At 67.8% G+C, this 24770-nt stretch carries 26 protein-coding genes; 8 read left to right on the top strand and 18 right to left on the bottom strand.

The window, feature by feature from the left end:
- Window positions 1-73 precede the first annotated feature (73 nt).
- From Rhe02_RS25455 to Rhe02_RS25435, 5 genes are read left to right on the top strand one after another with little or no spacing between them, the layout of a single operon-like run.
- Window positions 74-913, top strand: coding sequence for a hypothetical protein (locus tag Rhe02_RS25455; RefSeq protein ID WP_203910868.1), 840 nt, complete (start codon window positions 74-76; stop codon window positions 911-913).
- On the top strand, window positions 910-1488 hold the full coding sequence (locus Rhe02_RS25450) for a DUF4129 domain-containing protein (protein WP_203910867.1): 579 nt from the start codon (window positions 910-912) through the stop codon (window positions 1486-1488). The genes Rhe02_RS25455 and Rhe02_RS25450 overlap by 4 nt, the downstream gene beginning before the upstream one ends.
- On the top strand, window positions 1485-2771 hold the full coding sequence (locus tag Rhe02_RS25445) for a DUF4350 domain-containing protein (protein ID WP_203910866.1): 1287 nt from the start codon (window positions 1485-1487) through the stop codon (window positions 2769-2771). Before Rhe02_RS25450 ends, Rhe02_RS25445 begins: the two co-directional genes overlap by 4 nt.
- Window positions 2764-3729: an AAA family ATPase gene (locus Rhe02_RS25440; RefSeq protein WP_239124047.1), complete on the top strand. Its 966-nt coding sequence runs from the start codon at window positions 2764-2766 to the stop codon at window positions 3727-3729. The genes Rhe02_RS25445 and Rhe02_RS25440 overlap by 8 nt, the downstream gene beginning before the upstream one ends.
- The gene (locus Rhe02_RS25435; protein ID WP_203910865.1) at window positions 3729-5036 is read left to right on the top strand and encodes a DUF58 domain-containing protein; all 1308 of its coding nucleotides are present in this window, start codon (window positions 3729-3731) and stop codon (window positions 5034-5036) included. Before Rhe02_RS25440 ends, Rhe02_RS25435 begins: the two co-directional genes overlap by 1 nt.
- On the opposite strand, the gene Rhe02_RS25430 is transcribed toward Rhe02_RS25435, so the two are convergent.
- The gene (locus Rhe02_RS25430; RefSeq protein ID WP_203910864.1) at window positions 5014-5979 is read right to left on the bottom strand and encodes a stage II sporulation protein M; all 966 of its coding nucleotides are present in this window, start codon (window positions 5977-5979) and stop codon (window positions 5014-5016) included. The two genes, Rhe02_RS25435 and Rhe02_RS25430, sit on opposite strands and share 23 nt — an antisense overlap.
- Window positions 5980-6048: 69 nt before the next feature.
- Here Rhe02_RS25430 and Rhe02_RS25425 point away from each other — a divergent pair, with 69 nt between their 5' ends.
- A complete protein-coding gene (locus Rhe02_RS25425; protein WP_203910863.1) occupies window positions 6049-6939 on the top strand; it encodes an RDD family protein in 891 nt (296 codons plus the stop codon).
- A gap of 2 nt (window positions 6940-6941) precedes the next feature.
- Here the strand turns inward: Rhe02_RS25425 and efeB are convergent, their stop codons facing one another.
- The 10 genes from efeB to Rhe02_RS25375 form a co-directional block, all read right to left on the bottom strand.
- Window positions 6942-8150 (bottom strand): iron uptake transporter deferrochelatase/peroxidase subunit, encoded by a 1209-nt coding sequence (gene efeB / locus Rhe02_RS25420; protein WP_203910862.1) that lies wholly within the window; start codon window positions 8148-8150, stop codon window positions 6942-6944.
- 2 nt (window positions 8151-8152) lie between these two features.
- A complete protein-coding gene (efeO, locus tag Rhe02_RS25415) occupies window positions 8153-9262 on the bottom strand; it encodes an iron uptake system protein EfeO (protein WP_203910861.1) in 1110 nt (369 codons plus the stop codon).
- Window positions 9255-10058, bottom strand: coding sequence for an iron uptake transporter permease EfeU (gene efeU, locus Rhe02_RS25410; RefSeq protein WP_203910860.1), 804 nt, complete (start codon window positions 10056-10058; stop codon window positions 9255-9257). The genes efeO and efeU overlap by 8 nt, the downstream gene beginning before the upstream one ends.
- A gap of 96 nt (window positions 10059-10154) precedes the next feature.
- Window positions 10155-11606, bottom strand: coding sequence for an adenosylhomocysteinase (ahcY, locus tag Rhe02_RS25405; RefSeq protein ID WP_239124045.1), 1452 nt, complete (start codon window positions 11604-11606; stop codon window positions 10155-10157).
- Between the two features lie 282 nt (window positions 11607-11888).
- Window positions 11889-12992 (bottom strand): mannose-6-phosphate isomerase, class I, encoded by a 1104-nt coding sequence (manA, locus tag Rhe02_RS25400; protein ID WP_203910858.1) that lies wholly within the window; start codon window positions 12990-12992, stop codon window positions 11889-11891.
- Window position 12993: 1 nt separating this feature from the next.
- Window positions 12994-13932 (bottom strand): cation diffusion facilitator family transporter, encoded by a 939-nt coding sequence (locus Rhe02_RS25395; protein WP_203910857.1) that lies wholly within the window; start codon window positions 13930-13932, stop codon window positions 12994-12996.
- Between the two features lie 7 nt (window positions 13933-13939).
- Window positions 13940-15142 (bottom strand): SIS domain-containing protein, encoded by a 1203-nt coding sequence (locus Rhe02_RS25390; protein WP_203910856.1) that lies wholly within the window; start codon window positions 15140-15142, stop codon window positions 13940-13942.
- On the bottom strand, window positions 15142-15339 hold the full coding sequence (locus tag Rhe02_RS25385) for a Trm112 family protein (RefSeq protein WP_203910855.1): 198 nt from the start codon (window positions 15337-15339) through the stop codon (window positions 15142-15144). Before Rhe02_RS25385 ends, Rhe02_RS25390 begins: the two co-directional genes overlap by 1 nt.
- 14 nt (window positions 15340-15353) lie before the next feature.
- Window positions 15354-16727, bottom strand: a complete 1374-nt coding sequence (locus tag Rhe02_RS25380) for a phosphomannomutase/phosphoglucomutase (RefSeq protein WP_373320694.1) — start codon at window positions 16725-16727, stop codon at window positions 15354-15356.
- Window positions 16728-16769: 42 nt separating this feature from the next.
- On the bottom strand, window positions 16770-17963 hold the full coding sequence (locus Rhe02_RS25375) for an FAD-dependent oxidoreductase (protein ID WP_203910854.1): 1194 nt from the start codon (window positions 17961-17963) through the stop codon (window positions 16770-16772).
- A 53-nt stretch (window positions 17964-18016) separates the two neighbouring features.
- Here Rhe02_RS25375 and Rhe02_RS25370 point away from each other — a divergent pair, with 53 nt between their 5' ends.
- Window positions 18017-18589: a PadR family transcriptional regulator gene (locus tag Rhe02_RS25370; RefSeq protein WP_239124044.1), complete on the top strand. Its 573-nt coding sequence runs from the start codon at window positions 18017-18019 to the stop codon at window positions 18587-18589.
- On the opposite strand, the gene Rhe02_RS25365 is transcribed toward Rhe02_RS25370, so the two are convergent.
- The 6 genes from Rhe02_RS25365 to Rhe02_RS25340 are packed head-to-tail and all read right to left on the bottom strand — an operon-like array spanning window position 18536 to window position 22527.
- The gene (locus Rhe02_RS25365) at window positions 18536-19054 is read right to left on the bottom strand and encodes a CYTH domain-containing protein (protein WP_203910853.1); all 519 of its coding nucleotides are present in this window, start codon (window positions 19052-19054) and stop codon (window positions 18536-18538) included. The two genes, Rhe02_RS25370 and Rhe02_RS25365, sit on opposite strands and share 54 nt — an antisense overlap.
- The gene (locus Rhe02_RS25360; RefSeq protein WP_203910852.1) at window positions 19051-20448 is read right to left on the bottom strand and encodes an aldehyde dehydrogenase family protein; all 1398 of its coding nucleotides are present in this window, start codon (window positions 20446-20448) and stop codon (window positions 19051-19053) included. Before Rhe02_RS25360 ends, Rhe02_RS25365 begins: the two co-directional genes overlap by 4 nt.
- Window positions 20449-20464: 16 nt before the next feature.
- Window positions 20465-20743, bottom strand: coding sequence for a DUF6510 family protein (locus Rhe02_RS25355; RefSeq protein WP_203910851.1), 279 nt, complete (start codon window positions 20741-20743; stop codon window positions 20465-20467).
- Between the two features lie 3 nt (window positions 20744-20746).
- Window positions 20747-21493, bottom strand: coding sequence for a ferredoxin reductase (locus Rhe02_RS25350; RefSeq protein ID WP_373320693.1), 747 nt, complete (start codon window positions 21491-21493; stop codon window positions 20747-20749).
- On the bottom strand, window positions 21463-22053 hold the full coding sequence (locus tag Rhe02_RS25345; RefSeq protein ID WP_203910940.1) for a molybdopterin-dependent oxidoreductase: 591 nt from the start codon (window positions 22051-22053) through the stop codon (window positions 21463-21465). The genes Rhe02_RS25350 and Rhe02_RS25345 overlap by 31 nt, the downstream gene beginning before the upstream one ends.
- A 33-nt stretch (window positions 22054-22086) precedes the next feature.
- Complete coding sequence (locus Rhe02_RS25340) at window positions 22087-22527, bottom strand: MarR family winged helix-turn-helix transcriptional regulator (protein ID WP_203910850.1); 441 nt, start codon at window positions 22525-22527, stop codon at window positions 22087-22089.
- A 69-nt stretch (window positions 22528-22596) separates the two neighbouring features.
- Here Rhe02_RS25340 and Rhe02_RS25335 point away from each other — a divergent pair, with 69 nt between their 5' ends.
- Window positions 22597-22971 carry a cupin domain-containing protein gene (locus Rhe02_RS25335; protein ID WP_203910849.1) on the top strand — a complete coding sequence of 125 codons (375 nt, stop codon included), beginning with the start codon at window positions 22597-22599 and terminating at the stop codon, window positions 22969-22971.
- A 149-nt stretch (window positions 22972-23120) separates the two neighbouring features.
- Here the strand turns inward: Rhe02_RS25335 and Rhe02_RS25330 are convergent, their stop codons facing one another.
- On the bottom strand, window positions 23121-24626 hold the full coding sequence (locus Rhe02_RS25330; RefSeq protein ID WP_203910848.1) for an HNH endonuclease signature motif containing protein: 1506 nt from the start codon (window positions 24624-24626) through the stop codon (window positions 23121-23123).
- Window positions 24627-24770: the final 144 nt, after the last annotated feature.

Genomic DNA, 24770 nt, shown 5'->3' with positions numbered 1-24770 from the left:
CGAACGGCCGAGCCGGCCCACCGTGCTCGGGCGGGCGAGAGAATATGGCCGAGACGTGCAACCATGTCACACCGTGGCCCCTCCCTCCGCGCTGCCGCGTCGCCCGCTCACCGTTGGCGAGCTTCTCGATGCTGCCGCGCAGCTGGTGCGCAACCGGGCCGTCATCCTGCTTCCGGTCGCCGCCCTGTTCGCCATCGCGGAACAGGCGATCCTCTACCCGCTGCGGGTCGCGCTCGGCGTCGACTTTCTCAACGGCTTCGACGATGGCTTCTGGGAGACCATGGGGGCGCTGTGGGTGGTGATGGCGATCGGCTGCGGCTTAGAAGCAATGATCATCACTTTTCTGGGTACCCGGACAGGAGTGCTCGCCGCCCAGGACCTGGCCGCCACTCCGGCTGCGCCGCGGGCGCTGCTGAGGCCGCGGTGGCGTGACGCCGGCGCGCTGACCATAGCCGCCCCCGCGGCCGCGGTGTGCACCGCGATCGGCGCCTTCCTCGGGCCACTCTGGGTTCTGGGCTACGGCCTGTTCGGCATGGCCGGGGCGGCCATGGGCCTGGAACGCCGCGGGGCGTTTCGCGGGCTGGGCCGCGCGGCGGGAATGGCCTTCCGCAACGGAATGCGCGCCATCTGGGTGCGCACGCTCGGCTACGCCGCCTGGCTCCTGCTGCGCCTGGGTTTCTTCATCGGCATGCTGGCGCTTTTCGACCAGTTGCCGCTGACCGACACCGCGCAGGCCTGGTCCATCACGGCCGGGTTCGTCATCGCCAACTCGGCGGCCTACCTCTACCTCGCCGCGCTCGACGCCGCCGCCCTTGCCGAGGGCCGCTTCCGCAGCGAGGGGCTCGACATCTGGCTCAGCCGGGCCCAGCGGCACGCCCCGCTGACTCCCGAGTCGGTGGTGGCGAGCCGATGAGGCTTTACAACGAGCTCGTGGCGGCGTGGGGAGACCTCTTTTCGTTGCCCCTCACCGTGGTGCTGATGATCCTAGGCGCGCTCGCGATCGGCCTGCTCTGGTACTTCTGGCCATCCTGGTGGCATGGGCTGCTTGGGATGCGGCTGCGGCGGTCCCGAGAAGGCAAGTCGGGCAAGAAGAAAAGTGCCATCCGCGAGGTTACCGACGCCGAGATCGAAGAGGTGGTGGAGAGCGAGGAGGAGCTGCCCAACGTCGATGCGGCGGTCTTCGCCGCGCTTGCGGATCGGCTCGCGGCGCAGGGGCGTTACGCCGAGGCCGTCCGGGAACGCTTGCGCGCCATGGTTCGCGAGCTTGTCGATCGGGGCGTCATCACGCACCATCCGGGTTGGACGGTCACCGAGCTGGCCAGCGCGGCGGGCTCCGCCGCGGCCCCGGTGGCACCTCCGATCGATGCCGCCTCCCATCTGTTCTCCGACATCTGGTACGCCAAGAAGCCGGCCCAATCCGAAGACGACAACCGGATGCGGGCGCTGGCATCTCAACTGCACGACGCGATGGCCGGGAGTAGCCGATGAAGGCCGTCCGCAGCAGGCGCCGATACCGCCTCTTCCTCCCCCTGACCGTCGTCATCGTCGTCATCCTGAGCACCATCGTCGTGCGCTGGCTGTCCGAGCCCGACTACACCGAAAAGCACTACCTCTCCCCCTCCACCGCAGGGGTCACCTCCGGCCAGGAGCTGGCAGACCTGCTGCGCGCCAAGGGGATCCAGATCCAGCGGCACACCCGGTCCAGCGACGCGCTCGCCGCCGTGTGGGGGATGCGGGGCACGGTAACGCTTTTCGTTCCCGCCCCGGAGTTCATGCACCCCGACTATCTGTGGATGCTGCGCAACTCCCCCGGCGGGACAAGGGTGGTCCTGGTCGAGCCGGGCACGCGCCAGCTGACCGACGCCCTTCCCCCACTGGGCGTCGCGGAGCGGCGCTGGGCCACCGCGGTCGCTTCGCCCGGCCCCGGTTGCACCCTGAGCGACGCCCGCCGGGTCGGCACCACCCGCACCCGGTACGGGCTGTGGAGCGACGCGCTCGTCAGCGCGGAATACTGCTACGAGCAGGGCTTGGCAGCGCTCAGCTTTCAAGGTGTGGAATTCGTGGTTGCCGGAAGCCCGGAGCCGTTCCGCTCGGATCGGATAGGCGAGAACGACAACGCCGATTTCGCCGTCGACCTGCTCAGCGTCAAACCCACCCTGGTCTGGCTCGACCTGCACGCGCCGGAGCCGAAGCCGAAGTCGGCCGGTGAGGACATCGGCGCGGGCAAACCGATTCCCTCGCTGGGCCCGGGCGACGAGAGGGTACGCGGCGGCAGCCCCCAGCCGCGCCCCTCGGTGTCCCGGCGTCCTCCGGACATAGCCGCGCCCGAGCCGGAGAGTCCTTTCCCCCCTTGGCTTTTCCCACTCTCGGTAATGCTCCTGCTGACGGCGCTCGCGTTCGCGGTGGCCCGTGGCCGAAGGCTGGGCGGCCCGGTTACCGAGCCGCTGCCCATCGAGGTCAAGGGAGCGGAGACGGCCATCGGCCGCGGCAACCTCTACCGGCGCGCCAAGGCCCGCGGACAGGCCCTGGAGACGCTTCGGTTCGAGGCACGCCGCCGCATCGGCGTCGCCCTGGGCCTGCCGCCCAAAGCGGAGCGGGACCAGATCCTCGACGCGCTGGCCGCACGGCTGGGTGAGGACAGGGCGCTGCTGGAAAACATCCTCTACGGCCCAGAGCCCGAAACCGACCCCGAGCTCGAAGAACGCACAAGAGAGCTGCTGCTGCTCGTCGAGCAGACAACCCGAGGCAAGAAGGAGAACCCCCGTGACTGAGGTGGCGACGCACAACCCGCGTGAGGCGCTCGGCCTGCTGCGCGCCGAGGTGGCCAAGGCCGTCGTCGGCCAGGACGGCGTCGTCGCCGGCTTGCTCATCGCGCTGCTGTGCCGCGGGCACGTGCTGCTCGAAGGCCCGCCCGGGGTGGCCAAAACCCTTCTGGTGCGGTCGTTTGCGGCGGCCCTGGATCTGGAGATGAAGCGCATCCAGTTCACGCCCGACCTGATGCCCGGCGACGTCACCGGGTCGGTCATCTACGATCCGCGCAGCGTCGAGTTCCTCTTCCGGCACGGCCCGGTCTTCACGAACCTTTTGCTGGCCGACGAAATCAACCGCACCTCGCCGAAGACCCAGTCGGCGCTGCTTGAAGTGATGGAGGAGCGCCAGGTCTCCACCGATGGCGTGACCCGGCCGCTGCCCGATCCGTTCGTGGTGGCGGCGACGCAGAACCCGATCGAGCACGAGGGCACCTATCCGCTGCCCGAGGCGCAGCTCGACCGATTCCTGCTCAAGCTGACCGTGCCGATGCCCACCCGGGACGAGGAGCTGGGGGTGGTCAGGGCCCATCACACCGGCTTCGATCCGCGTAACCTGAGCGCGGCCGGGATCAAGGCGGTGGCGACCGCCGCCGATCTGACGGCGGCCCGCGAGGCGATGATGCGGGTCTACGTCGCCGATGAGGTCATCGGTTACATCGTCGACATCTGCCGCGCGACGCGTGCCCTGCCCGCGGTCGAGCTGGGCGCTTCCCCGCGCGGCGCGACCTCGCTTCTCATCACCTCCAAGGCGTGGGCCTGGATTTCCGGGCGCGACCACGTCACCCCGGACGACGTCAAGGTGATGGCCCGCCCCGCCCTGCGCCACCGGCTGCGGCTGCGGCCCGAGGCGGAGCTGGAGGGCACCACGCCCGACGCGGTGCTGGAAAGCGTCCTCGCCACCGTGCCGACGCCGCGCTGATGGTCACGTCCCGGGCCGCGGCTCTGCTCGGCATCGGCGTTCTCGTCGGCGCCGTGCCGGTGGCCGTCGGCGTCAACCCGTGGACGGTGCTCGTCATCGTGGCGGGAATCGTCGTGCTGTTGGTGCTCGCCGATCGCGCCCTGGCCACCAACCCAAGGGCGATATGGCTTTCCCGGCTCGGCGACACCAACGTCCGGCTGGGCGAGACGGCGAAGGTCGAGCTCGTTGCCCACAACACCAACGACTCGACGGCCCGGTTGCTGGTGCGTGACCTCTGGGTGCCGTCGGCCGGCGCCTCCGACTCGGTTTACGAGCTGTCCATCAAACCGGGGCAGAAGCTTGCGCTCGGCACGTCGCTGACCCCGACCCGGCGCGGCGACCGGCCCGCGCTGGCGGTGACCCTGCGCAGCTTCGGCCCGCTGCGGTTGAGCCATTGGCAGATCACCCGGACGGTGCCGTGGAACCTGCGGGTGTTGCCCCGCTTCGAATCGCGCAAACATCTGCCCGAAAAGCTGGCCAAACTCCGGGTAGTCGAAGGGGCCATCGCCATCCGCGGGCGGGGCCAGGGCACCGAGTTCGACACGTTGCGCGAGTACGTGCCCGGCGATGATGTTCGCTCGATCGATTGGCGCGCCACGGCCCGGCGAAATGACGTCATGCTGCGCACCTGGCGGCCGGAAAGGTCGCGCCGGGTGGTCTGCGTGCTCGACACCGGCCGCACCAGCGCGGTCAGGGTGGGCGACGAGCCGCGCCTGGACACCGCGATGGAGGCCGCCCTGCTGCTGGCCGCCGTGGCGCAGGAGGCGGGCGACCAGGTGGATCTGCTCGCCGCCGACAGCCGGGTACGGGCCGCGGTCAGCGGCGTCCACGGCCGATCCCTGCTGCCCCGGCTGGTCAACGCGCTGGCCCCGCTGCAGCCCGCGCTGGTGGAGACGGACTTCGAGCAGATCGCCAGTGAGGTGCTGCGCCGAGAGCGCAAGCGCTGCCTCGTCGTGCTGTTCACCGCGCTCGAGCCGGGTGCCCTGGGTGAAGGGCTGCTCCCAGTGCTGCCCAAACTTGTTGCGCGGCACCAGGTTCTGGTGGCGGCGGTGCACGACCCGGCGCTGACCGAGCTGGCCTCGACCCCGGTCGACAGCGCCGACGCGGTCTACTCCGTGGCGGCCGGCACCCGTGCCCTGCTGGAACGCCAGCGCATCACCACCGCGCTCTCCCGCAACGGTGTGTCCGTTTTGGACTGTCCGGCGGACACCTTCGCCAGCCAGGTCACCGACGAATATCTGGCGCTCAAAGCGGCTGGTCGGTTGTGATCGGCCTAGCGGCGCGGGAGCCGAGAATCCAGACGTAGCCAATGAACGCGCACCAGACCCCGAAGCCGATGAAGTCCCGGACGATCAGCGGCAGCGGGGAAGGTGTCAGGAACGCCTCCAGCAGGGCCGAAATGGCCAGCACTCCGACCAGGCCCACGGTGCCCACCATGCCCTGCTTCGCCGCGGCCGCAAGCGATTGGGCACGGGTCAGCACCGGGCCGGGCTCCACCCAGGCCCAGCCCATCCGCATCCCTATCCCGGCCGCCACAAAGATGGCGGTCAGCTCCAGGAAGCCGTGCGGGGCTATCCACATGAAGAAGGTGTCGCCGTGGCCCGCACCCACCATGACCCCGCCGACCAGGCCGATGCTCACCGCGTTACTCCACAGCAACAGCACCGGCGGCAACACCAGGACACCGCTGGCGAGACACATCGCGGCCAGGAAAGCGTTGTTGGCCCAGACCTGAAGACCGAAGTTCTGCGGAAGAAATTCGCTGTAGTAACCGGTGAAGGCGCCTCCCACCAGCTCTTCGATGTCGGCCTCGCTCAGGCCAAAGGCGCGCGCCACACCGGGATCGCCGGCCACCCAGGCAATCATGATGCCGCCGACCAGGCAGAAGCTCAGCCCGCACGCCACCCACCAGCGACGGGCTCGGTACAGCGACAGGGGAAGGTCGTGGACGAAGAATCGCGGGATCGAATTCCAGTCGAAGCGGGAAGGGCCGGTGAGGGCGGATCGCGCGGTCAGCACCAGGCCCGACAATTCGGCCACCAGAGCCGGATCCGGGGTGCGGCTCTGGACCACCGAGAGCTGGGTCGCCACCCGTTGGTAGAGAAGGACAAGCTCGTCGGCCTCGCCGGCGTTGAGCTTGAATTTCCTGCTGAGCACGGCAAGGCGCCGCCACTCGCCGCGATGTTCGGCGACATAGGCGTCGAGATCCACGCGCACCTCCGGTGTCAGCTTGGTGAACCGTTCTCAGCATTGGCGGGCTCAGCCTAGTACGCTGTGGCGATGTCCGAAGCCGAGGTGCGTCTGGTCAGCGGCGAAGCGGTAAACCTTGACATCCGCCTTGCTCGCGCCGGATCCCGCGCGCTCGCGCTCATGATCGACATCCTGGTCCAGCTCGGGCTGCTGTATGTGCTGCAGATCCCGCTGACCCTGATCCTGCTGGCGATGGGGCCTGCGGCCGACGCCGCGCTGGCGATAGCGCTGCAGATCATGCTCGTGGTGCTCGTCCTGGTCGGCTATCCCACCGCGATCCACGCCCTGATGCGCGGCCGCTCCGTGGGCAAGCTGGCGCTCGGCCTGCGGGTGGTGAGAGACGACGGCGGGCCGATCACGTGGCGGCTGTCGTTCACCCGCGCCCTGGTCGGCGCCGCCCTGGAGTGGCCCGGGTTCCTCTTCGGATTCAGCTGGCTGATCAGCATCGCCGTGCTGGTCGGCTCGGCACGGGCGCAACGGCTCGCCGACCTCGCCGCTGCAACGATCGTCATCCACGAGCGCAGCCCGGAGGGCTGGGGATGGGTGCCGAGCACGCCGCCGCCGATGCAAGCCTGGGCCGCCACCCTGGACCTGACCAACGTCGATGACCAGCTGGCCCTGGCGGCACGGCACTTTTTGGCGCGCAGCCGCAGCCTGCGCGAGCCGCATCGCACCCGCCTCGGCGAGGCGCTGGCGAAAGAGCTGCTCGCTTCGGCCAGCCCGGCGCCCCCACCAGGTACGCCGGGCTGGGCTTATCTTGCCGCTGTCGTCGGCGAGCGGCATCGCCGGGCCGCGAACCGCTTGGCCCATAACCGCTCCATTCAGGCCAAGCTCTGGCCCGAGCTGTTCCCGGTCAACCCGGCACCCGCGACCGGCCCGGCCACACCGCCGAGCCAGCTCCGATCAGCCGCGCCGCGCTGACCCTACGCGAAAAGAGCGCTTCCCCAAAAATCCTCGGGCCCTTTGACCCCCGGCGGCACTGCCCACAGGCCGCTGGAGGTGTGCCGGATGTATTCGTTGAGGACGTCCGCGCGGGCCAGGCTGCGTTGCACCGGAACGAACTGCTTGTGTGGATCGCGCTGGTAGGCCAGGAAGAACAAGCCCGCGTCCAGGCGCCCCAAGCCGTCCGAACCGTCCACGAAGTTGTAGCCGCGCCGCAGCAGCCGCGCGTCGCCGTTGCTCGACGGGTGTGCCAGCCGGACGTGTGCCTCCTCGGGCATCAGCGAGAGGTCGGGCTCGTCGAACTCCTTGGCCTTGCCCATCGGAGCGCCCTCGCCCTTGGTCCGGCCGAAGATGGTTTCCTGCTCGGCCAGCGGAGTGCGGTCCCACGTCTCGATAATCATGCGGATGCGACGGCTGACCAGGTAGCTGCCACCGACCATCCACTGTGGACCGTCGTCTGGCTGAACCCAGAGGTGCTTGTCAAGCAGCTCCGCGCCGTCCTCCAGCTTCAGGTTTCTGGTCCCGTCCTTGAAGCCCATCAGATTGCGGGGAGTCGCCTGGGCCGTCGACGTGCTCGACGTGCGCCCGAAGCCGAGCTGCGAGTAGCGCACGCTCACCACACCGAAGCCGATCCGGGCCAGGTTGCGCACCGCGTGCACGGCGACCTGAGGATCGTTGGCGCAGGCCTGAATGCACAGGTCTCCCCCGCTGATCTCGGGCTTGATGGTGTCGCCCGGGAAGCGAGGCAGATCGGCCATGGCCTTCGGTTTGCGGTCGGCCAGACCGAACTTGGCGAACAGCGACGGTCCAAACCCGACAGTGATGGTGAGGGCCGAGGGCGGCAGCCCGAGCGCCTCGCCGGTGTCGTCCGGCGGAGCCTCGGGCTGCCCCTCGACCGCGCCCAGCAGGCCCGCGTCGCGACCGGCCGTCATGCGGGCAGCGGCTGCCGTCCAGTCGCGCAGCATCTGGACAAGCTTCGCGCGGTCGTCTGTGATCACATCGAAGGCCACGAAATGCAGCCGGTCCTGTGCCGGCGTGGTGATGCCGGCCTGGTGCGCGCCGTAGAACTCCACGGCGTCACCTGGGCCGGCCATCGCGTGTTCGGGGCCGCTTCGGGAAAGGGCGACCGCCGCCGCACCGGCGACGGTCACTGATCCTGCGGCCAATATGGCATTGCGACGGGAAACCATGGCTAGCCCGCCACTACCGCCGCGACCTTGCTGATCGGCTCGGCCAACGCGTTGATGACGTCGGTCAGCTCCTTCAGCTCGGTCTGGCTGAGCTCGGTGTGCAGCTTCCAGCCATCACCCTTGCGGTGCTTGCCCAGGGTGCTCTCCACTTTCGCGAAGGCGGCGTCGAGGTCGGTGACCAGGGTCGGCGAACGCTCCTCCAGCACCGGGCGCAGCGCCTGCACCGCGGCCTGCGAACCCTGCACGTTGGCGGCGAAGTCCCACAGATCGGTGTGCGAGTAGCGGTCTTCCTCACCGGTGATCTTCCCGGAGGCAACCTCGTCGAGAAGCTCCTTCGCGCCGTTGGCAAGCTGCAGCGGGGAAAGCTTCTCCGCGTTGGCCTTCGTCACGATCTCCTTGATGTCGACCATCAGCTGGTCGGCCAGCGGCCCGCTCTTGGAGATGTCGCCGGTCTCCCAGAGGTCCTGCTCGATCTTGTGGAAACCGGTGAACGCCATGCCCTCTTCGATGACCTCAGCGCGGCCGTCGATCTTCGGGTCGAGGTCGCCGAAGATTTCGGCCACCGGCTCGATGCGCTCCCAATACGTACGCGCGATGGGGAAAAGCTCTTTGGCCTTGGCCACATTTCCTGCCTTGACCGCGTCGACGAACTCCTGGGTCTTCACCAGAAGTGTCTCGCTCTGGGTCTTCACGTAGCGCTGGTAGCTCTCGGTCGCGGCGGCCATCTTCGCGTCGGCGGTCAGCGGCGCGGCCGAACCGGTGACCCGGAACGCGCCGCGGATTCCCTTGCCAATCATGCCCGGCTTGCAGGCGGTCTCATACGTCCCCGCGGGCAGCTCCACCTTCAGCTCCCGGGTCAGGCCGGGGGTGATGTTCTCCATCTCGCCCATCACCCGGTCGCCGGCCGCGTAGACATAGAACTCGGTCACTTTGGTGCCCTCGTTCTTGACGGCGAAAGTCACGGTTCCTGCGCCGTTCTCGGTGCGCTCCACCTGGCAGCTCGTGTCGGAGGCCTTGACCGTGATCGGCCCGCTCGCACCAGGGGTGGCAACCGGATCCTTGCTGCAGGCGGCAAGCCCCAGCAGCGCAACGGCAACGACATATCTACGCATGAGAACTCCTGTTTTTAGGCCAGAGGAACAGCAACAGAACGGGAAGCGCGTAAAGGAACCAGGCCAGGCTCTCCAGCACGCTGGGATTGGTGGTGACGTTGAACATGCCGCGCAGCAGCTCCGCCCACCACGTCGTCGGATCGAAGCTGGGCACGGAAAGCTGGTTGTTCAGGCCCGGCACGACATCGGCTTCCTGGAGGTCGTGCACCCCGTACTTGAGGATTCCGGCGGCCACGAGCACGAGGATCGCGCCGGTCCAGGTGAAGAAGCGGGTCAGGTTGATCCGCACCGCGCTGTAGTAGAGCCCCACCCCGATCGCGATTGAGGTCGCGATTCCGCCGACGATGGCGGCCACCGCGTGGTTGGCGTCGTTGCTCTGCACGGTCGCGAAGAAGAACAGCGCGGTTTCCAAGCCCTCTCGGGCGACGGCCAGAAACGCTGTCACCGCAACGGCTATAGGCCCTATCTCGATGGCGCTTTGCATCTTGGTACGAAGCTCGCCCGCGATCCCCCGAGCCGCGCGCCGCATCCAGAAGATCATCCAGGTCACGAAGACGACCGCGGCGATCGAAGCCGTGGCCTCGAAAAGCTCTTTGTTCCGGAATTCCAGGTTCGCGCTGGTGAACTCCAGGAACGCGGCGAATCCCACCGACAGCAGAACGGCTGCGGCGACGCCGGCCCAGACGTAGGGCAACCTGTGGCGCAGGTCGGACTTGACCAGGAACGCGACGAGGATCGTCACCACGAGCGTGGCTTCGAGTCCTTCGCGCAGCCCGATCAGATAGGTCGCAAGCACAGAAAAACTCCGGGGGTGGAAGCTTAGGCTAGCCAATGTGAGGTTAGCCTAAGCTTCCACCCCGCGGAGTGGCAAGCGTGGATCTATCTATCTAGCTCAGTAGCGGTAGTGCTCCGGCTTGTAGGGCCCCTCCACCGCGACACCGAGATACTCGGCCTGCGGCTTCGACAGCTCGGTGAGCTTCACGCCCAGCGCGTCCAGGTGCAGGCGCGCCACCTTCTCGTCGAGCTGCTTGGACAGCGTGTAGACGCCGATCGGGTACTGGTCGAGCTTGGTGAACAGCTCGATCTGCGCGATCGTCTGGTTGGTGAAGCTGTTGCTCATCACGAAAGACGGGTGACCCGTGGCGTTGCCAAGGTTCAGCAGCCGGCCCTCGGACAGCACGATGATCGAGTGTCCGTCCTCGAAGTTCCAGACGTCGACCTGCGGCTTGATGTTCGTCTTCGTCACACCCGGCAGCTTGGCCAGGCCAGCCATGTCGATCTCGTTGTCGAAGTGACCGATGTTGCCGACGATCGCCTGGTGCTTCATCCGCTTCATGTGCTCGGCCGTGATCACGTCGAAGCAACCGGTGGCGGTGATGAAGATGTCGGCGGTCTCGACCACGTCTTCCAGGGTGGTCACCTGGTAGCCGTCCATCGCGGCCTGCAGCGCGCAGATCGGGTCGACCTCGGTGACGATGACCCGGGCGCCCTGGCCGCGCAGCGACTCGGCGCAACCCTTGCCCACGTCGCCGTAACCGAGCACCACGGCCACCTTGCCGCCGATGAGCACGTCGGTGGCGCGGTTGATGCCGTCGATGAGCGAGTGGCGGCAGCCGTACTTGTTGTCGAACTTGCTCTTGGTGACCGAGTCGTTGACGTTGATCGCCGGGAAGAGCAGCGAACCGGCCTTCTGCATCTCGTAAAGGCGGTGGACACCGGTCGTGGTCTCCTCGGTCACGCCCTTGATGTCAGCGGCGATCTTGGTCCACCTGGTCGGGGTGTTCCCGAGGGACTTGCGCAGCACCTCGAGAATGACCGCGTACTCCTCGGAGTCGGTCGGGGCGGTCGCCGGGACGGCGCCGGCCTTCTCGAACTCGACGCCCTTGTGCACCAGGAGGGTGGCGTCGCCACCATCGTCGAGAATCATGTTCGGGCCTTCGCCGTTGGCAAAGGCGAACAGCTGCTCGGTGCACCACCAGTACTCCTCGAGGGTCTCGCCCTTCCAGGCGAAGACCGGAATACCACTTGGCGCGTCGGTCGTCCCGTCGCGCCCCACCACGACAGCGGCGGCCGCGTGGTCCTGGGTCGAGAAGATGTTGCAGCTCACCCAGCGCACGTCCGCACCGAGCGCGGCAAGCGTCTCGATCAGGACAGCGGTCTGGATGGTCATGTGAAGCGAACCCGCGATGCGGGCGCCTGCGAGGGGCTGTGCGTCGGCGTATTCGCGGCGAACCGCCATCAGCCCGGGCATCTCATGCTCGGCGAGCTGGATCTCCTTACGCCCGAACGCGGCGAGCGAAAGATCGGCGACCTTGAAATCGTCGTTGGACAGGGTACGGGTCATTCGTATAACTCCATGTCGGTCGGCTGACCTGTGCATCCCACACAGTACGCCACAGCCCTCTGCCTCGCCTTTCAGCCCAAATAGCGTGTGACCCGGCACCTGACTGCGGACCTTCCGCGGCCGAGTGCCGGGTCACACTTCCCCCCGGTTTGGTTCCCTCGCGCGTGGCTCGGACTCTAATGGTCTGATAACGCTGCGTGGTTATAGAGTCACACTCCGTTCAGAGCATGTCAAGCAAAACGGGACAAGTCTGGCTGCAATATTGGTGTGCGAAGGCAATGCCTACAACGAAGCGAGGTAGATCTCGCCGGCGCCATCGAAGATCATCGGACCGCCGTCGGCCGGGCCGAAGGCGGACTCCCCGCCGGTGAGCCAGACCGCACCCCGCTTGTCCGCCACGCTCACCTCACCACGCAGGCACAGCACCGTGCGCGGGCCGTGCGGAGTGAGCTCCAGGGCCGGTTGCTCCCCGTCCAGGCGTATCCGGGAGAGGCGGAAGTCGGCCACCGGCACGGGCCAGGTCACCACGCCGGGCGAGACCGTCTGCTCGCTCAGCAGCGGGATCCGCATCGGCTCAAAACGCAACACGCGCAACAACTCTGCAACGTCTATGTGTTTACGGGTCAATCCGCCGCGCAGCACGTTGTCGCTCGACGCCATGATCTCCACACCCGCGCCGCGAACGTAGGCATGCAGCGTGCCCGCGGGCATCCAGATGGCCTCGCCCGGGCGCAGCGTCACATGGTTGAGCAGCAGGGCGACGATCACGCCCATGTCATCGGGGTAGTAACCGGCGAGCTGGCCGGCCAGCTGATCACCCTGCGCGACCGCGGCCACCAGCGCCTCGCGCTCACCGGCCGGCCACCCGAGCAGGGTGCTCACGGCGGCGCGCAGATCGCCCGCTTCGAGGCTTTCGACGACCGGGGCCAGCGAGGCGATGCCGAGCGCGCGAAGCAGCTGCGCCGACTCGGGCCCGGGGCGGAACCCGCACAGCGCCTCGAAGTCCTCCAGCGCCAGCATCAGCTCGGGCTTGTGATACGCGTCTACGTACGAAGGATGGGCCGCCGCGAACCCGGCGCGTGCCTGTTCCGAGTCGGGGTGGGCCTGCAGCGACAGCGGCTCCTGCGCGGCGAGCAGCTTCATCAGGTACGGCAGCCGCGCCCCGAACGCGGCGATCGAATCGGCGCCCAGGGACGCCTCCGGCGTGGTGGCGATCAGCTGATCCAGCGTGCCCCCGCCCTCCACCGCCGACGGGCTGTCCGGATGCGCGCCGATCCAAAGCTCCGCCTCGGGCGCAGGGGTGGGATGCGGCCGGCCCTGCACCTTGGCGATGAAGTCCCGCGATCCCCAGGGGTACCCGCGGATCTGGCTGTGTAACCGTTGCACGCTAGCTCGCCTGTGCCGCTTTTTGAGCGTCGTAGATGTCCGGCTCCAGATAGATGACCCGCGCGATCGGCACCGCTTCGCGGATCCTGGCCTCTACCGCATTGATCCCGGTGGCCACCTCGTCGGCCCGTTCCCGCGCGTTCACCGCGATTTTCGCCGCCACCAGAAGCTCGTCCGGTCCAAGGTGGAGGGTCTTCATGTGGATGATGCGCTCCACCTCAGGCCCGGCCACGATCGCGGCCTCGATGGCCTTCAGGTTTTCCGGGGTCGCCGACTCGCCGAGGAGCAAGCTCTTGGTCTCCAAGGCAAGGATCACCGCGATGGTGACGAGCAGGATGCCGATCAGGGCGGTGCCGAGCGCATCCCACCGGCCATTGCCGGTGATGAGCGTCATGCCGACACCGAAAAGCGCAAAGACCAGACCCAGCAGGGCGCCCAGGTCTTCCAGCAGGATGACCGGAAGCTCCGGCGCGCGAGCCCGGCGCACGAAGGTGACCCAGTCGGTGGTGCCGCGTACCAGGTTCGACTCTCGGATCGCCGTGCGAAACGAGATCGACTCCAGCACGATGGCGACCACCAGCACGGTCACCGGCACCCACTGCCAGCTGGTGATGCCGCCCGCGTGGCCCCACTTGTGGTAGGCCTCGTAAAGCGCGAAGAGGCCACCGACGGTGAAAAGCACGATGGAGACGATGAAGGCGTAGATGTAGCGGTCGCGGCCGAAGCCGAAAGGGTGTTCCGGGGTCGCCGCCCGCTTGGCGCGCTTACCGCCCAGCAACAGCAGCAACTGGTTGCCGGAGTCGGCCACCGAGTGGATCGACTCGGCGAGCATCGATGACGACTGGGTAAGGAGATAAGCGATGAACTTGGTGACTGCAATGCCGATGTTCGCGAAAAGGGCGGCGATAATGGCCTTAGTTCCGTGACTCTCAGCACTCATGCGTTCCTCATGCTTTTCTCAGCTTCTCCTTCAGCTCCGTGACGGCCGGCACCGCCATCGGGTCAAGCCCATGTCCGAGCCCAAGGTACACAGAGGCGAAATCGGGTGCGGACACGATGGAGGCGAGGCGCTCCAGCGCCGAGCCGCCCTCGGCGGTCACCACACCCACGTCCACTCCACGCCTTTCCGCGATCTCCTGCACCACGGCGGCACGGCGATCCGATGACTGCGCTGCATCTTCATCTGCCAGCCCACCATCGCACAAGAGCACAATCTTGAGCCGTTGCGGTGAACCCGTCGCGCCGTCCTCATCAGGGTCGGCGAAGATGTCTCTTTCCGCCTCAGCCAGAGCGCCAAAGACGCCATCCAGCAAGCCGACATTGCCCCGGCCGGCCTCGCCCAGCGCGTCGGTGACGACAGGGTAGCGAGCGTTGGCGGCGAGCATGTCGCCGAAGCGGCGCGCTGCGACATGCGCCAGCGGGGAGTCGCCCCAGATCACGGGAACCGAGCCGGCCAGGTTCAGGGCCAGGGTCTTGGCTCTGTTCACAAAGGACTCCGCGGTCGGGCGGCAGCGGTCGGCTTCCAGATCGAGCCGGGTCGCGGTCTCGGCCAGGTCGGCCTCGTTCACCTTCACCAGGCCGAGGGTGCGGGCCGCGAGAAGCACCGGAACCGTTAGGCCCCAAAGGTTTGCCCGAGCCGGGCCGCGTCGCGGGATCCCCACATACGGTGCCCTGAACCGCTCGGCGAGCCCCTGCAGCGGTGAATCCGGCGCGCCGATCGCGACCAGCCGCGCGCCGCGCCTTCCCGCCGCCTCGGCACTGGCCAGCGCCTCCGGCGACCGGCCACTGGCCGACACCGCGATGACCACGTCGGCCGCGCCTATCCAGCCCGGCACCTCCACGCTGCGGTGGGTCAGCACCGGTACCAGACACTTAGGACCCGCGATGGTGGCCAGGATGTCGCCGGACCGAGCGGCCGTGCCGGCCCCGACGACGAGCACCGCGCGCGGGCGGCCCTCCTCACCGAGCTGGCTCAGGTCGGTCTCCGCGGTCAGCGCGGCGGCCTCGCGCACCTGCGCCCCGGCCGATGCCACGGCCCGCAGCATGCCGCCGGGATCGCGGGCGGCCAGCGCGGGCGCATCGTCGATCAGCTCGTGGTCGAAGTCGCGGTTGCCGCGGACCCCAGCCGTTCCCTCTACCGGTGCCCCCATCAGGCCTTCTCCTCAAGATCTGCATCCGAAGCGACGAGCGCCTCGTCAACAAGCAACACCGGCAGGCCATCGTCGACACGGTAGACCCGGCCGCATGACTCGCAGGTCAGCGTCTGCGCCTGCTCGTCATAGCGCAGCTGGCCGTGGTCCTCGGCGGGGCAGGCGACCATTTCAAGCAGAAGCGGATCGAGCGACATGTGCAGCAGCCTACCTATCTCACTATGGCCAGAACTTCATCACGCAGCTGAGCCATCCGCTCGGCGGTCGGCGCCTCCGCGTTCAGGCGCAGCAACGGCTCGGTGTTGGAGGGGCGCAGGTTGAGCCAGGCCCCATCGGCGAAACGCACCGTGAGCCCGTCCAGCTCGTCCTGCTCCTGCGCGGCGAAGTGCGCCTTGACCTCGGCCAGCTTGGCCGACGCATCGTTGACCTTCGAGTTGATTTCCCCCGAGGCGACATAGCGCTCGAACTGCGCGCCCAGCTCGGCCAGCGGCTGGCTCGACTCGCCAAGCGCGGCCAGCACGTGCATCGCGGCGAGCATGCCGGTGTCGGCGCTCCAGAAATCGCGGAAGTAGTAGTGCGCCGAGTGCTCGCCGCCGAAAACCGCGCCGGTGTTGGCCATCTCGGCCTTGATGAACGAGTGCCCGACCCTGGTCCGCACCGGCACGCCGCCGTGCTCCCGCACGATCTCCGGCACCGCCGAGGAGGTGATCAGGTTGTGGATGATGGTCGAACCCGGGTGCTTGGCCAGCTCGCGGGTGGCCACCAGAGCGGTGACCGCTGAGGGCGACACCGCATCGCCGTTGGCGTCGATGACGAAGCACCGGTCGGCGTCGCCGTCGAAGGCCAGGCCGAGGTCGGCGCCGTGCTCCACGACCGCCTTCTGCAGGTCGACCAGGTTGGCCGGCTCCAGCGGGTTGGCCTCATGGTTGGGGAACGAGCCGTCGAGCTCGAAATAGAGCGGGACGATGGTCAGGGCGCTGACCGTGCCCAGCACCGCAGGCACCGTGTAACCGCCCATGCCGTTGCCCGCATCGACCACCACGCGCAACGGGCGGATCGCCCCGAGCGGCACAAGCTGGTGCAGATAGTCGGCATAACCCGACAGCAGGTCGCGGTGCTCCAGACGCCCGATGCCGGGCGGGATGGGCTCGCCCGAGGCGAGCATCGCCTGTGCCCTGTCCCGGATCTGGGCCAGCCCGCTGTCCTGCCCGACCGGCCTGGCGCCGGCGAAGCAAAGCTTGATTCCGTTGTACTGCGCGGGGTTGTGACTCGCGGTGAACATCGCGCCGGGCAGGTCCATGCTGCCGGCCGCGTAGTAAAGCAGATCGGTCGAGCCGAGGCCGGCGTGCACCACGTCCATGCCCTCGCCACGCACCCCATCGGTGAACGCTGCCACCAGGGCCGGGCCGCTCTCGCGCATGTCGTGCGCCACCACGATCGAGCCTTTGTCCTCGCCCAGCTCGCGCAAGGTCTGTGCGAACGCCCGCCCGATTGCGCCCGCGACCTCCGCGTTCAGTTGATCTGGGACGGTGCCGCGCACATCGTATGCCTTGATGATCTGAGCCAGGTCTATCGTCACAGACACAGCCTAATCACCGGCACTCGAGCGGCAGCACCGTGGCTGGGCCTAAGCGACCGTGCTTTCCCAATCGATCGGGTATTCGTACATCTTTCGCAGCGCGTCGCTTTTGGCGAGCCTCCTCATCACGGGCGGAAGCATCAGGTCGCGGACCACCCGGCCGACCAGGCCCGGCGCCTTCCCGCTGCCGTTGCGCTTGCCCGCCGCCACGATCTTCTCAACCCGCTTGCGCCGCAAGCCTTCGTAGGCCTGGAACGCCTTTGCCGGATCGGGGATGTCGCGCAGACACTTGGCCAGGACCACGGCATCCTCGGCCGCCATCGAGGCGCCCTGCCCGGACGAGGGGGAGGTGGCGTGGGCGGCATCACCGATGATCACCATGCGCTCGTTGCGCCACTTCGGCACCGTGGGGAAGTCGTAGGTGCTCCAGCCGGCGATGATGTCGCCGGTCGCCGCGATGATCGGCAGGATCGGACCCGCGTCGTCTTTGAAGAGGTCGTTCAGCTCGGCCCGCCATTGCTGCGGTGTGATCGCGGCCAGCTGCTCCGGCGTCGGATCGACCTTGCGGCCGGGATTGGCGAACCACCACACCTCACCATTGGGGCGCACCTGGTACCCAAAGAAACATCTCCGACCAAAGATCATGTAGAAGGTGCCGGGCTCATCGGCAATCGACAGCCCTTTGGCGAAGCCGCCCGTGTTGAGCAGGCCGACATACCGGGCCTTAGGAGCATCAGGATCAATAATTTTTCGGGTACGGGAGTGCAGCCCGTCCGCGCCGATGAGCAGATCGCCGGTTGCCGTCGAGCCGTCGGAGAACACGGCCCGCACCCCACCGCGATCCATGCCGGCGTCGGCCAGCCGTTTGCCGTATTCGATCCGGATGCCCCGGCGAAGCGCCTCATCACGAAGCGCGCCATACAGATCTGCACGCTTGAGGGTCTGGCTCGGCATGCCGAAGGAGGTCTCGCCCCCGTTGCTGAAGTCGGCCAGCACCTTGCCACTGCCGCTGATCATGCGCATCCGGCGGGTGTCCATGCCCAGCCCGGCCACGAGCCGGTCGAGGCCGAGCAAAGAAAGCGCCTCAATCCCGTTGGGCGCGAGCGTGAGGAATGCCCCCACGCCATCGGCTCCGCGCGCGTAGGCCTCGTAGACCACCGGCTCGAGCCCGGCCTTCTGCAACGCCATCGCGGTGACCGGGCCGGCTATGCCGCCACCTATGATCAATGCCTTCTTAGTCATATTCACACTATACATCTTATGACTAATCATAAGTCAACAGCTATGCTCTGCGAATGTCGTCACCTCGCAAGTCCGTGCTGGCCATGGCGCTGCTGTCGATGCTGAGCGAGCAGCCCGCGCACGCATACCGTCTCCAGCAGCTGATCAAGGAGCGGCACAAGGACGAGGTCGTCAACGTCGCCCAGCGCAACAGCGTCTACCAGACCATCGACCGGTTGCTGCGCGACGGGCTCGTCGAGGTGCAGTCGACCGGGCGCACCGAGAACCGTCCGGAAAGGACGGTCTATCAGCTCACCGCAAGCGGCGCTTCCACCTTGCGGGAGTGGCTGCACACCATGCTCGCCGAGCCCGCGCGTGAGTTCCCGGAATTCCCGGCCGCGCTCGCGTTCCTGCCCACCCTCGGCCCGCAGCAGGCGCTGGCCGCGCTCACCGAGCGAGTGAAAGCGTTGGAGGACAAGCTTTCCGCCTTGGACGCCGAGCTGAAAGAGGTGGCTTCCTTCCTGCCGCGGCTGTTCCTCGTCGAGTCGGAATACCAGCGCGACGTGCTGGAGGCGGAGCTGAAGTATGTGCGCTCACTGGCCGCCGACCTGGCCGCCGGGCGGCTCGACTGGCGGCCCCCACTCTGACCAGGAATGCTGCGCCAGATAGGAGTTGGAGTAGCGGTGGTCGGCGGTGACCTCTTCACCCAGCCACGGCGGCCGCGGGAAGTCGCTTTCCTCCGACTCCAGCTCGATCTCGGCGACGACGAGCCCCGCGTTGGCACCCTCAAACACGTCGATTTCAAACGTGAAACCCTTATGTGGTACCAAGTAACGGGTCTTCTCCACCGGCTGCCCCTGGAACAGCCCCTCGGCCAGCACCGCTTCCACAAATTCCACCGGAACCGCGGTTTCGATCTCTTTGCGGGTGATGCCGACGGCCTTCCCCTTGACGGTCAGGAAGGCGTCGGGCCCGTAGCGCCGCACGCGCACGTTGAGCTTGTCGGTCACGGCCACGTAGGCCTGCCGGATGGGATCGGCTTGCGAGACCTCATCGCGCCAATCGCTGGAGGCGACCAGGAATTTGCGCTCAATCTCGACGTTGCCGCTCAAAGCGTCAACCCGGTCAGCACCATGACCCGCGGGTCGGTGTAGTCCTCCATCGCGCTGCGCACCCCTTCCCGGCCTGTGCCCGAGCCCTTCACTCCACCGTAGGGCATCTGGTCGGCGCGATAGGACGGGACGTCGCCCACGATCACGCCACCGACCTCGAGCACGGCATGGGCGCGGAACGCCGTTTGCACGTTGGAGGTGAACACACCCGCCTGCAGGCCGTACTGCGAGTCGTTCACGGCAGCGAAAGCGGCATCATCACTGTCCACAATGGACACCACCAGCACTGGCCCGAAGACCTCCTCCCGCACCACCTTCGCCTCCGGCGGCACCTGGGTGAGCACGGCCGGGGAGAACCAGGCGCCGTCGCGCTGCCCGCCGATGAGGACCTGGCCGCCCGACTCCCGCACCCAGTCCTCCACCCGGATCGCCGCCGCCTCACTGATGAGCGGGCCGACCTGCTTCGAAACATCAAGGGCAGCAACGGCTTCGACCAACTTGGGGAGGAACGCTTCGGCCACCGAAGAGTGGACTATCACCCGCTGCACGGCGATGCAGCTCTGGCCGGCTTGATAGTTGGAGAACAGCGCGATGCGCTGAGCCGCCCAGTCCAAGTCTTTGTAGTCCTCACACACCACCGCGGCCGCGTTTCCGCCCAGCTCCAGCGTCACATGCTTGTGCGGCACCGCCTCACGGATAGCAGCGCCCACCGGGCCCGAGCCGGTGAACGACACCACCGGCAGCCGCGGATCGGCGACCAGCGCCGGCGCCCGATCATTGGGCAGGGGCAGAATGGAGAACATCCCCGCCGGAAGATCGGTCTCGGCGAGAATCTCGCCCAACAGCAAGCTCGTCAGCGGTGTGGCCGGGGCCGGCTTGACGATGATCGGCGCACCGACCGCGATCGCCGGAGCCACCTTGTGCGCCACCAGATTCAGCGGAAAGTTGAACGGGGTGATGCCGAGAATCGGCCCCTTCGGAAAACGCCGCACCACCGCCATCCGGCCCGCCACCGCGGGATCGGTGTCCAGGCGCATCAGCTCACCGGAAGACCGCCGCGCTTCCTCGGCCGCGAAACGGAAGGTGGAGACCGCGCGATTCACCTCCGCCTGCGCCCACATCAGCGGCTTGCCATTTTCCGCGGTGATAAGGGCCGCAACCTCTTCCGCCCGCTCGCCAAGCCGCCGCGACACGTGATCCAGCGCCGCAGCCCGCGCCGACGCCGGCAGCTGCGCCGCCCGCTTGGCCACGTCGACCGCGGCCACCACCGCCTGTTCCACCTGTTGCGGGCTGGCGTTGGCGGTGCGTCCCACCTCGCGCCCATCGAGCGGGCTGGTGACCACAACCAGGTCATCACTCGAAGCGGCCCTGCCGGCGATCCAAAAGTCGGCCATGCCGCCCACGATACTGTCAGCCTTCTTGATCCGGTGCGGTGAGGAAGCGCAGGCTCACCGCCCCCCTGAGATCGAGCCAGGTCGACGTCGGGCCGGACACGACCCGCAACACCACCTCCTGGCAGCCCGGACAGCGCGCCACCAGGCCAGGCGCCTGCGTGTAGACCTGCAGCAGGGCCATCGGGCCGGTCTGTCCACACGAGACGCAGCAGCTCACCACCGCGGTGACATCGACCGCGAACAGCTCGCTCAGCGGTCCGGCCAGCACATTTCCGTCCAGGTACCCGTCAGCCACGCCCTATGCTCCCGTCGGCCCAAAACGCTCGGTCTTCACCCGGCGCGGCTCATTACCGAGCGCGACCAGGATGTCCGCCACCGTTTCCACGAAACCCGTTGGGCCGCATACGAAACAGTCCGGCTGGAAGTCCGCGGGCCAGCCCGCGGTGGAAATGTCGTTCACGTTGATACGCCGCCCGTGCTCTTCCCGCGTGAAGACGTAGGCCACATCGAGCCCGGCGTCGTCCCGGACCCGCTTGCGCAGCTCTTCGGCATAGAAGACATCGTTTTTGGTACGGGCCGAGTAGATCAGGCGAAACGGCACCCGGCTGCCCGCGGCCCGTCTCGCGCGCACCATCGCCATCAACGGCACGATCCCCGAACCTCCGGCCACCAGCAGCACCGGGGCGGTATCGGTGGTCCGCCACACAAACCAGCCACCCACCGGGCCGCGCAGCTCGACCGGATAGCCCGGCGACAGGCCCTCCACCAGGTAGGGCGACACCTCGCCCGCGGGCACCCGCTGCACCGTCAGCTCGATCCGGTCGCCCTGAGCGGCCGAGGCGATCGAGTAACTGCGTTGCGTGCTGTAGCCGTCCTCCGCGGTCAGCCGCACGTCCACGTGCTGCCCCGGCAGGTGACCGGGCCAGCCGGACACGTCTAACACCAGCGTGCGGGCGGTCGGCGTCTCCTCGCGCGCCTCCACCAGCCGCGCTGTGCGCCAGGCCAGCCGGCCGGTCAATCGCCCTGGTACCGCTGCTCGCGCCACGGGTCTCCGTAATCGTGATAGCCGGCGCTCTCCCAGAACCCCGGTTCGTCCTGCACCAGCAGCTGGATGCCGTTGACCCACTTGGCCGACTTCCACAGGTACAGGTGGGGCACGAGCAGTCGCACCGGTCCACCGTGCTCCGCGCCCAGCTCTTCCCCTTCGTACTCGTAGACGAGCCAAGCCTGGCCGTCGAGAAGATCCTCAAGTGGAAGATTGGTCGTGTACCCGCCGTAGGAGTGCGCCAGCGCGAAATCGGCCGCGGTATCGACCTGCTCGAAGAGGCTGTCCAGCGCTACTCCCCGCCAGGTCGTGCCGAGCTTCGACCACTTCGTGACGCAATGAAGATCGACAGTGGGTGTCTCGCTGGGCAGTTCAAGAAGCTCGGCCCACGACCACCGATGCTTGACCCCAGCCTCGGTCGTGATCACAAACTCCCACTGATCGAGCTGGATTCGCGGCGTCGGCCCGGCCGAAAGCACCGGGAAGTCTTCGGTCAGATACTGCCCCGGCGGCAAGGTCACCGCCGCTGATCGAGGTTTGCCCTGAAAACCGGGCGACACAATGCCCACCAGATAGTCCTACCACCGGCGGCGTCAAAATGGGCGAAGAGTCCGGGTAAGGTCCTCGGTAGCCCCGATCAACTCGGTCAACACCGCCCGGGTGGTGGCCACGCGCCGCTCGCCCGCACTGGCCCCCAGCCGCGCCTCGAAGTCGGCATGAAACGCGCGCGCCGTCGCCACCGCGGCCCGCCCCCGGGCGCTCAGCTCCAGCAGCTTCACCCGCGCATCGGCCGGGTCGGCGCGGCGGTCCAGGTAACCGACGCTCACCATCTCCTCCACCACCTTCGCCATGCCCTGGCTCGTGATCTGCAGCCGGGCCGCGAGTTGCGCGGTGGTCAGCGTTTCGGCTTCTAGCGCTCGGAAGACGTACCCGAAGGTGGGCTTGATCGCGCTGAAGCCCTTGGCCGCGAGATGCTCGTTCAGCTGAATAACGAACCGCTGATAGGCGAGCCCGAGCAGGATGCCGAAGTCCATGGTTGACAGGCTCTCACACCTCGATATACAACTAAGGTTGACAACCGCAGTTACATATCGGAGGCCGCAATGCCGCTCGTGCAAGGCTCCACCGCGCCCAAGTTCACCCTCCCCCACGCCGTCTTCACCGGCCTCGCCTCCCCCACCCGGGGCTCCACCGAAACCTGCGTCTGGCGTTTCTCCCTCAATCCGGGCTCAGAACCGGTCATCCACAGCCTGACCCGGGAGGAGATTTTCGTAGCCCTCTCCGGCGCGGCATTGGCCACAGTGGACGGCGTCGAGCACCACGTCACCGCCGGCGACGCGCTCGTGGTCCCGGCCGGAGTCCCCTTCGGCATGGGCAACCCACACAACGAGCCCTTCGAGGCGGTGGCAGTCTTCCCAGTCGGCGGCCAAGCCGCCATGCCCAACGCCGACCCCTTCACCCCACCCTGGGCCGCCTAACCACTTCCACCCCACGCTTGCCGCCCGAGGCCCAGCAGAGCGCAAGCTCGGGCCCGACAGCGAAGGCCGCCAGACGTGAATCGCTAAACCCATTGGTGGCCAGGCGGAGGAGCTTGACGAAGCTGCGGAAATTGCTGTGCGGCCCTCGCTTAGGGGGCGGAAGGGTAGACGGTGTAGCGGCGGCCTAGCGGGCTACGCCACACGAACACGCCGGGTCTGACCTGGACCAGCAGCCACCAGCCTTCATGTTTGGCTCGGTGGTGGTATCGACACAGGACACCCAGGTTGCCCACGACGGTGAGTCCGCCTAGGTGGTAGGGGATGGTGTGGTCGATGTCGGCGTAGATGGCGGGGCGGCGACAGCCGGGCGCCCTACAGGTGCGATCCCGGGCGCGCACGTGCCGGGCCATCGCTTCGGTGGGGCGGCGCCGGGTAGCACCGGTGAAGATCTCGCCGGTGTTTGGGTCGCGGATGGTGAACGTCCAGGGTGAGTGGCGTTGTTGTTGGGCGACCTGGCGGGCGATATCAGCGATAACAGGGCCATAGCCGGCCAGGTTGCCGGGTTCTTCGCTGAGCCGGGCCAGCATTTCGAGGTCGCCGGTCAGCTCCACACCGCCGGAGCGGGGCCGGCCCGCGCCGGAGCCAGCGTCGCGGGCGTTACCGCAGCAGCCGCAGCAATCTCCACCGCAGGTGCCGCCGCCACCGCTCACGCCGCCACGACCGCTCACGCCGCCCGTGCCATTGCCCACGCCGCTGCCGCTCACGCCAGTGCCGCTGCCGCCAGCGCCAGTGCCGCCAGCGCTCATGCCGCCGCCGTGCACGCCACTGCGGCCACCGCTCGTGCTGCTGGTGCCACTTGAGCCGGTGCCGGTGCCGCCACCACTCGCGCCGGTGCCTGCGCAGCCGCTTGAGCCGGTGCCGGTGCCGGTGCCGGTGCCGGTGCCGGAGCAGCTTGAGCTGGTGCTGCGGTGGTTGCCGTGCGGAGCGCCAAAACGGGGGTGGCCGCAAGTGTTGCCCAGCAACAGGTTGAGGAACGTGTCCGCGCGCAGCTGGTCGAGGCTGCGCGGGTCGCCGGCCTGTTTCACAGCGCGGGCCAGTGAGGTGAGCCGGTTGCTCGCGGCCAGGGCGGTGTCGGCGGGCAGGTTCATTCCCAGCAGGGTGGCGCAGCTGTCCTCGGTGTTCTGCAACTCGACGCGGCGGTCGCGGATCCGCTTGCGGTGCCGTTTGGCTGCTGCTTGCGGGTCGGCCTGGATGACCAGTTTGGCCAGCCTGACCCGCAACGCCCCGGTTGTCAGAGCTGGGGCTTGAGGCAGGATCTTTTTCACGATGTCGCGGGCCAGGTCGAGGTCGAGGGTGCACACGGCGTCGGCGATGACCCGGGCTCTGGGCAGATCGATGTCACCGGCAGACATGGCGGCATGCACCGCAGGCAGGCGACGCACGATGGTGTGGGCCAGCTCAAGCTGGACGTCGGCGGCCTGACCAGTCAAGATCAGCGCGGCCGAGACCTCGAACCCAGCGAACTCGGGGTGGGGGGTGGCGTCGGCGACCGCGACCAGATCAGCCAACATGCTGGCATTGATCTGGGCCAGCAGGCGCGCCCGGGCGATCAGCCGGTCGACAACCCCGGTATCGACTACCCCCGCATCGAACACATGTATGAGGCTACCGCCACCGGGCGACATTTTCGGGCCGACCGATGCGGATCTTGCGGTCCAAGGACAGGGCAGAAGCGCTGCGGGCGGCACGGCCGCAGACCACCCGGCGGCACGGCCGCAGACCACCCGGCGGCACGGCCG

This window comes from Rhizocola hellebori (assembly GCF_016862955.1).
Classification (GTDB): Bacteria; Actinomycetota; Actinomycetes; order Mycobacteriales; family Micromonosporaceae; genus Rhizocola; species Rhizocola hellebori.
Note: the sequence above shows the minus strand (reverse complement) of the source record. Positions and strands in the feature narration are given on the sequence as shown.

What these genes read in the sequence shown, in the direction of transcription:
- Rhe02_RS25445 (WP_203910866.1), top strand. Translation starts at nt 1,485, where the DNA reads ATGAAGGCCGTCCGCAGCAGGCGCCGATACCGCCTCTTCCTCCCCCTG.
- Rhe02_RS25385 (WP_203910855.1), bottom strand. Translation starts at nt 15,339, where the DNA reads ATGTCGCTCGATCCGCTTCTGCTTGAAATGGTCGCCTGCCCCGCCGAG.
- Rhe02_RS25395 (WP_203910857.1), bottom strand. Translation starts at nt 13,932, where the DNA reads ATGAGTGCTGAGAGTCACGGAACTAAGGCCATTATCGCCGCCCTTTTC.
- Rhe02_RS25335 (WP_203910849.1), top strand. Translation starts at nt 22,597, where the DNA reads ATGCCGCTCGTGCAAGGCTCCACCGCGCCCAAGTTCACCCTCCCCCAC.
- ahcY (WP_239124045.1), bottom strand. Translation starts at nt 11,606, where the DNA reads ATGACCCGTACCCTGTCCAACGACGATTTCAAGGTCGCCGATCTTTCG.
- efeO (WP_203910861.1), bottom strand. Translation starts at nt 9,262, where the DNA reads ATGCGTAGATATGTCGTTGCCGTTGCGCTGCTGGGGCTTGCCGCCTGC.
- Rhe02_RS25370 (WP_239124044.1), top strand. Translation starts at nt 18,017, where the DNA reads ATGTCGTCACCTCGCAAGTCCGTGCTGGCCATGGCGCTGCTGTCGATG.
- Rhe02_RS25360 (WP_203910852.1), bottom strand. Translation starts at nt 20,448, where the DNA reads ATGGCCGACTTTTGGATCGCCGGCAGGGCCGCTTCGAGTGATGACCTG.
- Rhe02_RS25425 (WP_203910863.1), top strand. Translation starts at nt 6,049, where the DNA reads ATGTCCGAAGCCGAGGTGCGTCTGGTCAGCGGCGAAGCGGTAAACCTT.
- Rhe02_RS25340 (WP_203910850.1), bottom strand. Translation starts at nt 22,527, where the DNA reads ATGGACTTCGGCATCCTGCTCGGGCTCGCCTATCAGCGGTTCGTTATT.
- Rhe02_RS25435 (WP_203910865.1), top strand. Translation starts at nt 3,729, where the DNA reads ATGGTCACGTCCCGGGCCGCGGCTCTGCTCGGCATCGGCGTTCTCGTC.
- Rhe02_RS25375 (WP_203910854.1), bottom strand. Translation starts at nt 17,963, where the DNA reads ATGACTAAGAAGGCATTGATCATAGGTGGCGGCATAGCCGGCCCGGTC.
- efeB (WP_203910862.1), bottom strand. Translation starts at nt 8,150, where the DNA reads ATGGTTTCCCGTCGCAATGCCATATTGGCCGCAGGATCAGTGACCGTC.
- Rhe02_RS25450 (WP_203910867.1), top strand. Translation starts at nt 910, where the DNA reads ATGAGGCTTTACAACGAGCTCGTGGCGGCGTGGGGAGACCTCTTTTCG.
- Rhe02_RS25390 (WP_203910856.1), bottom strand. Translation starts at nt 15,142, where the DNA reads ATGGGGGCACCGGTAGAGGGAACGGCTGGGGTCCGCGGCAACCGCGAC.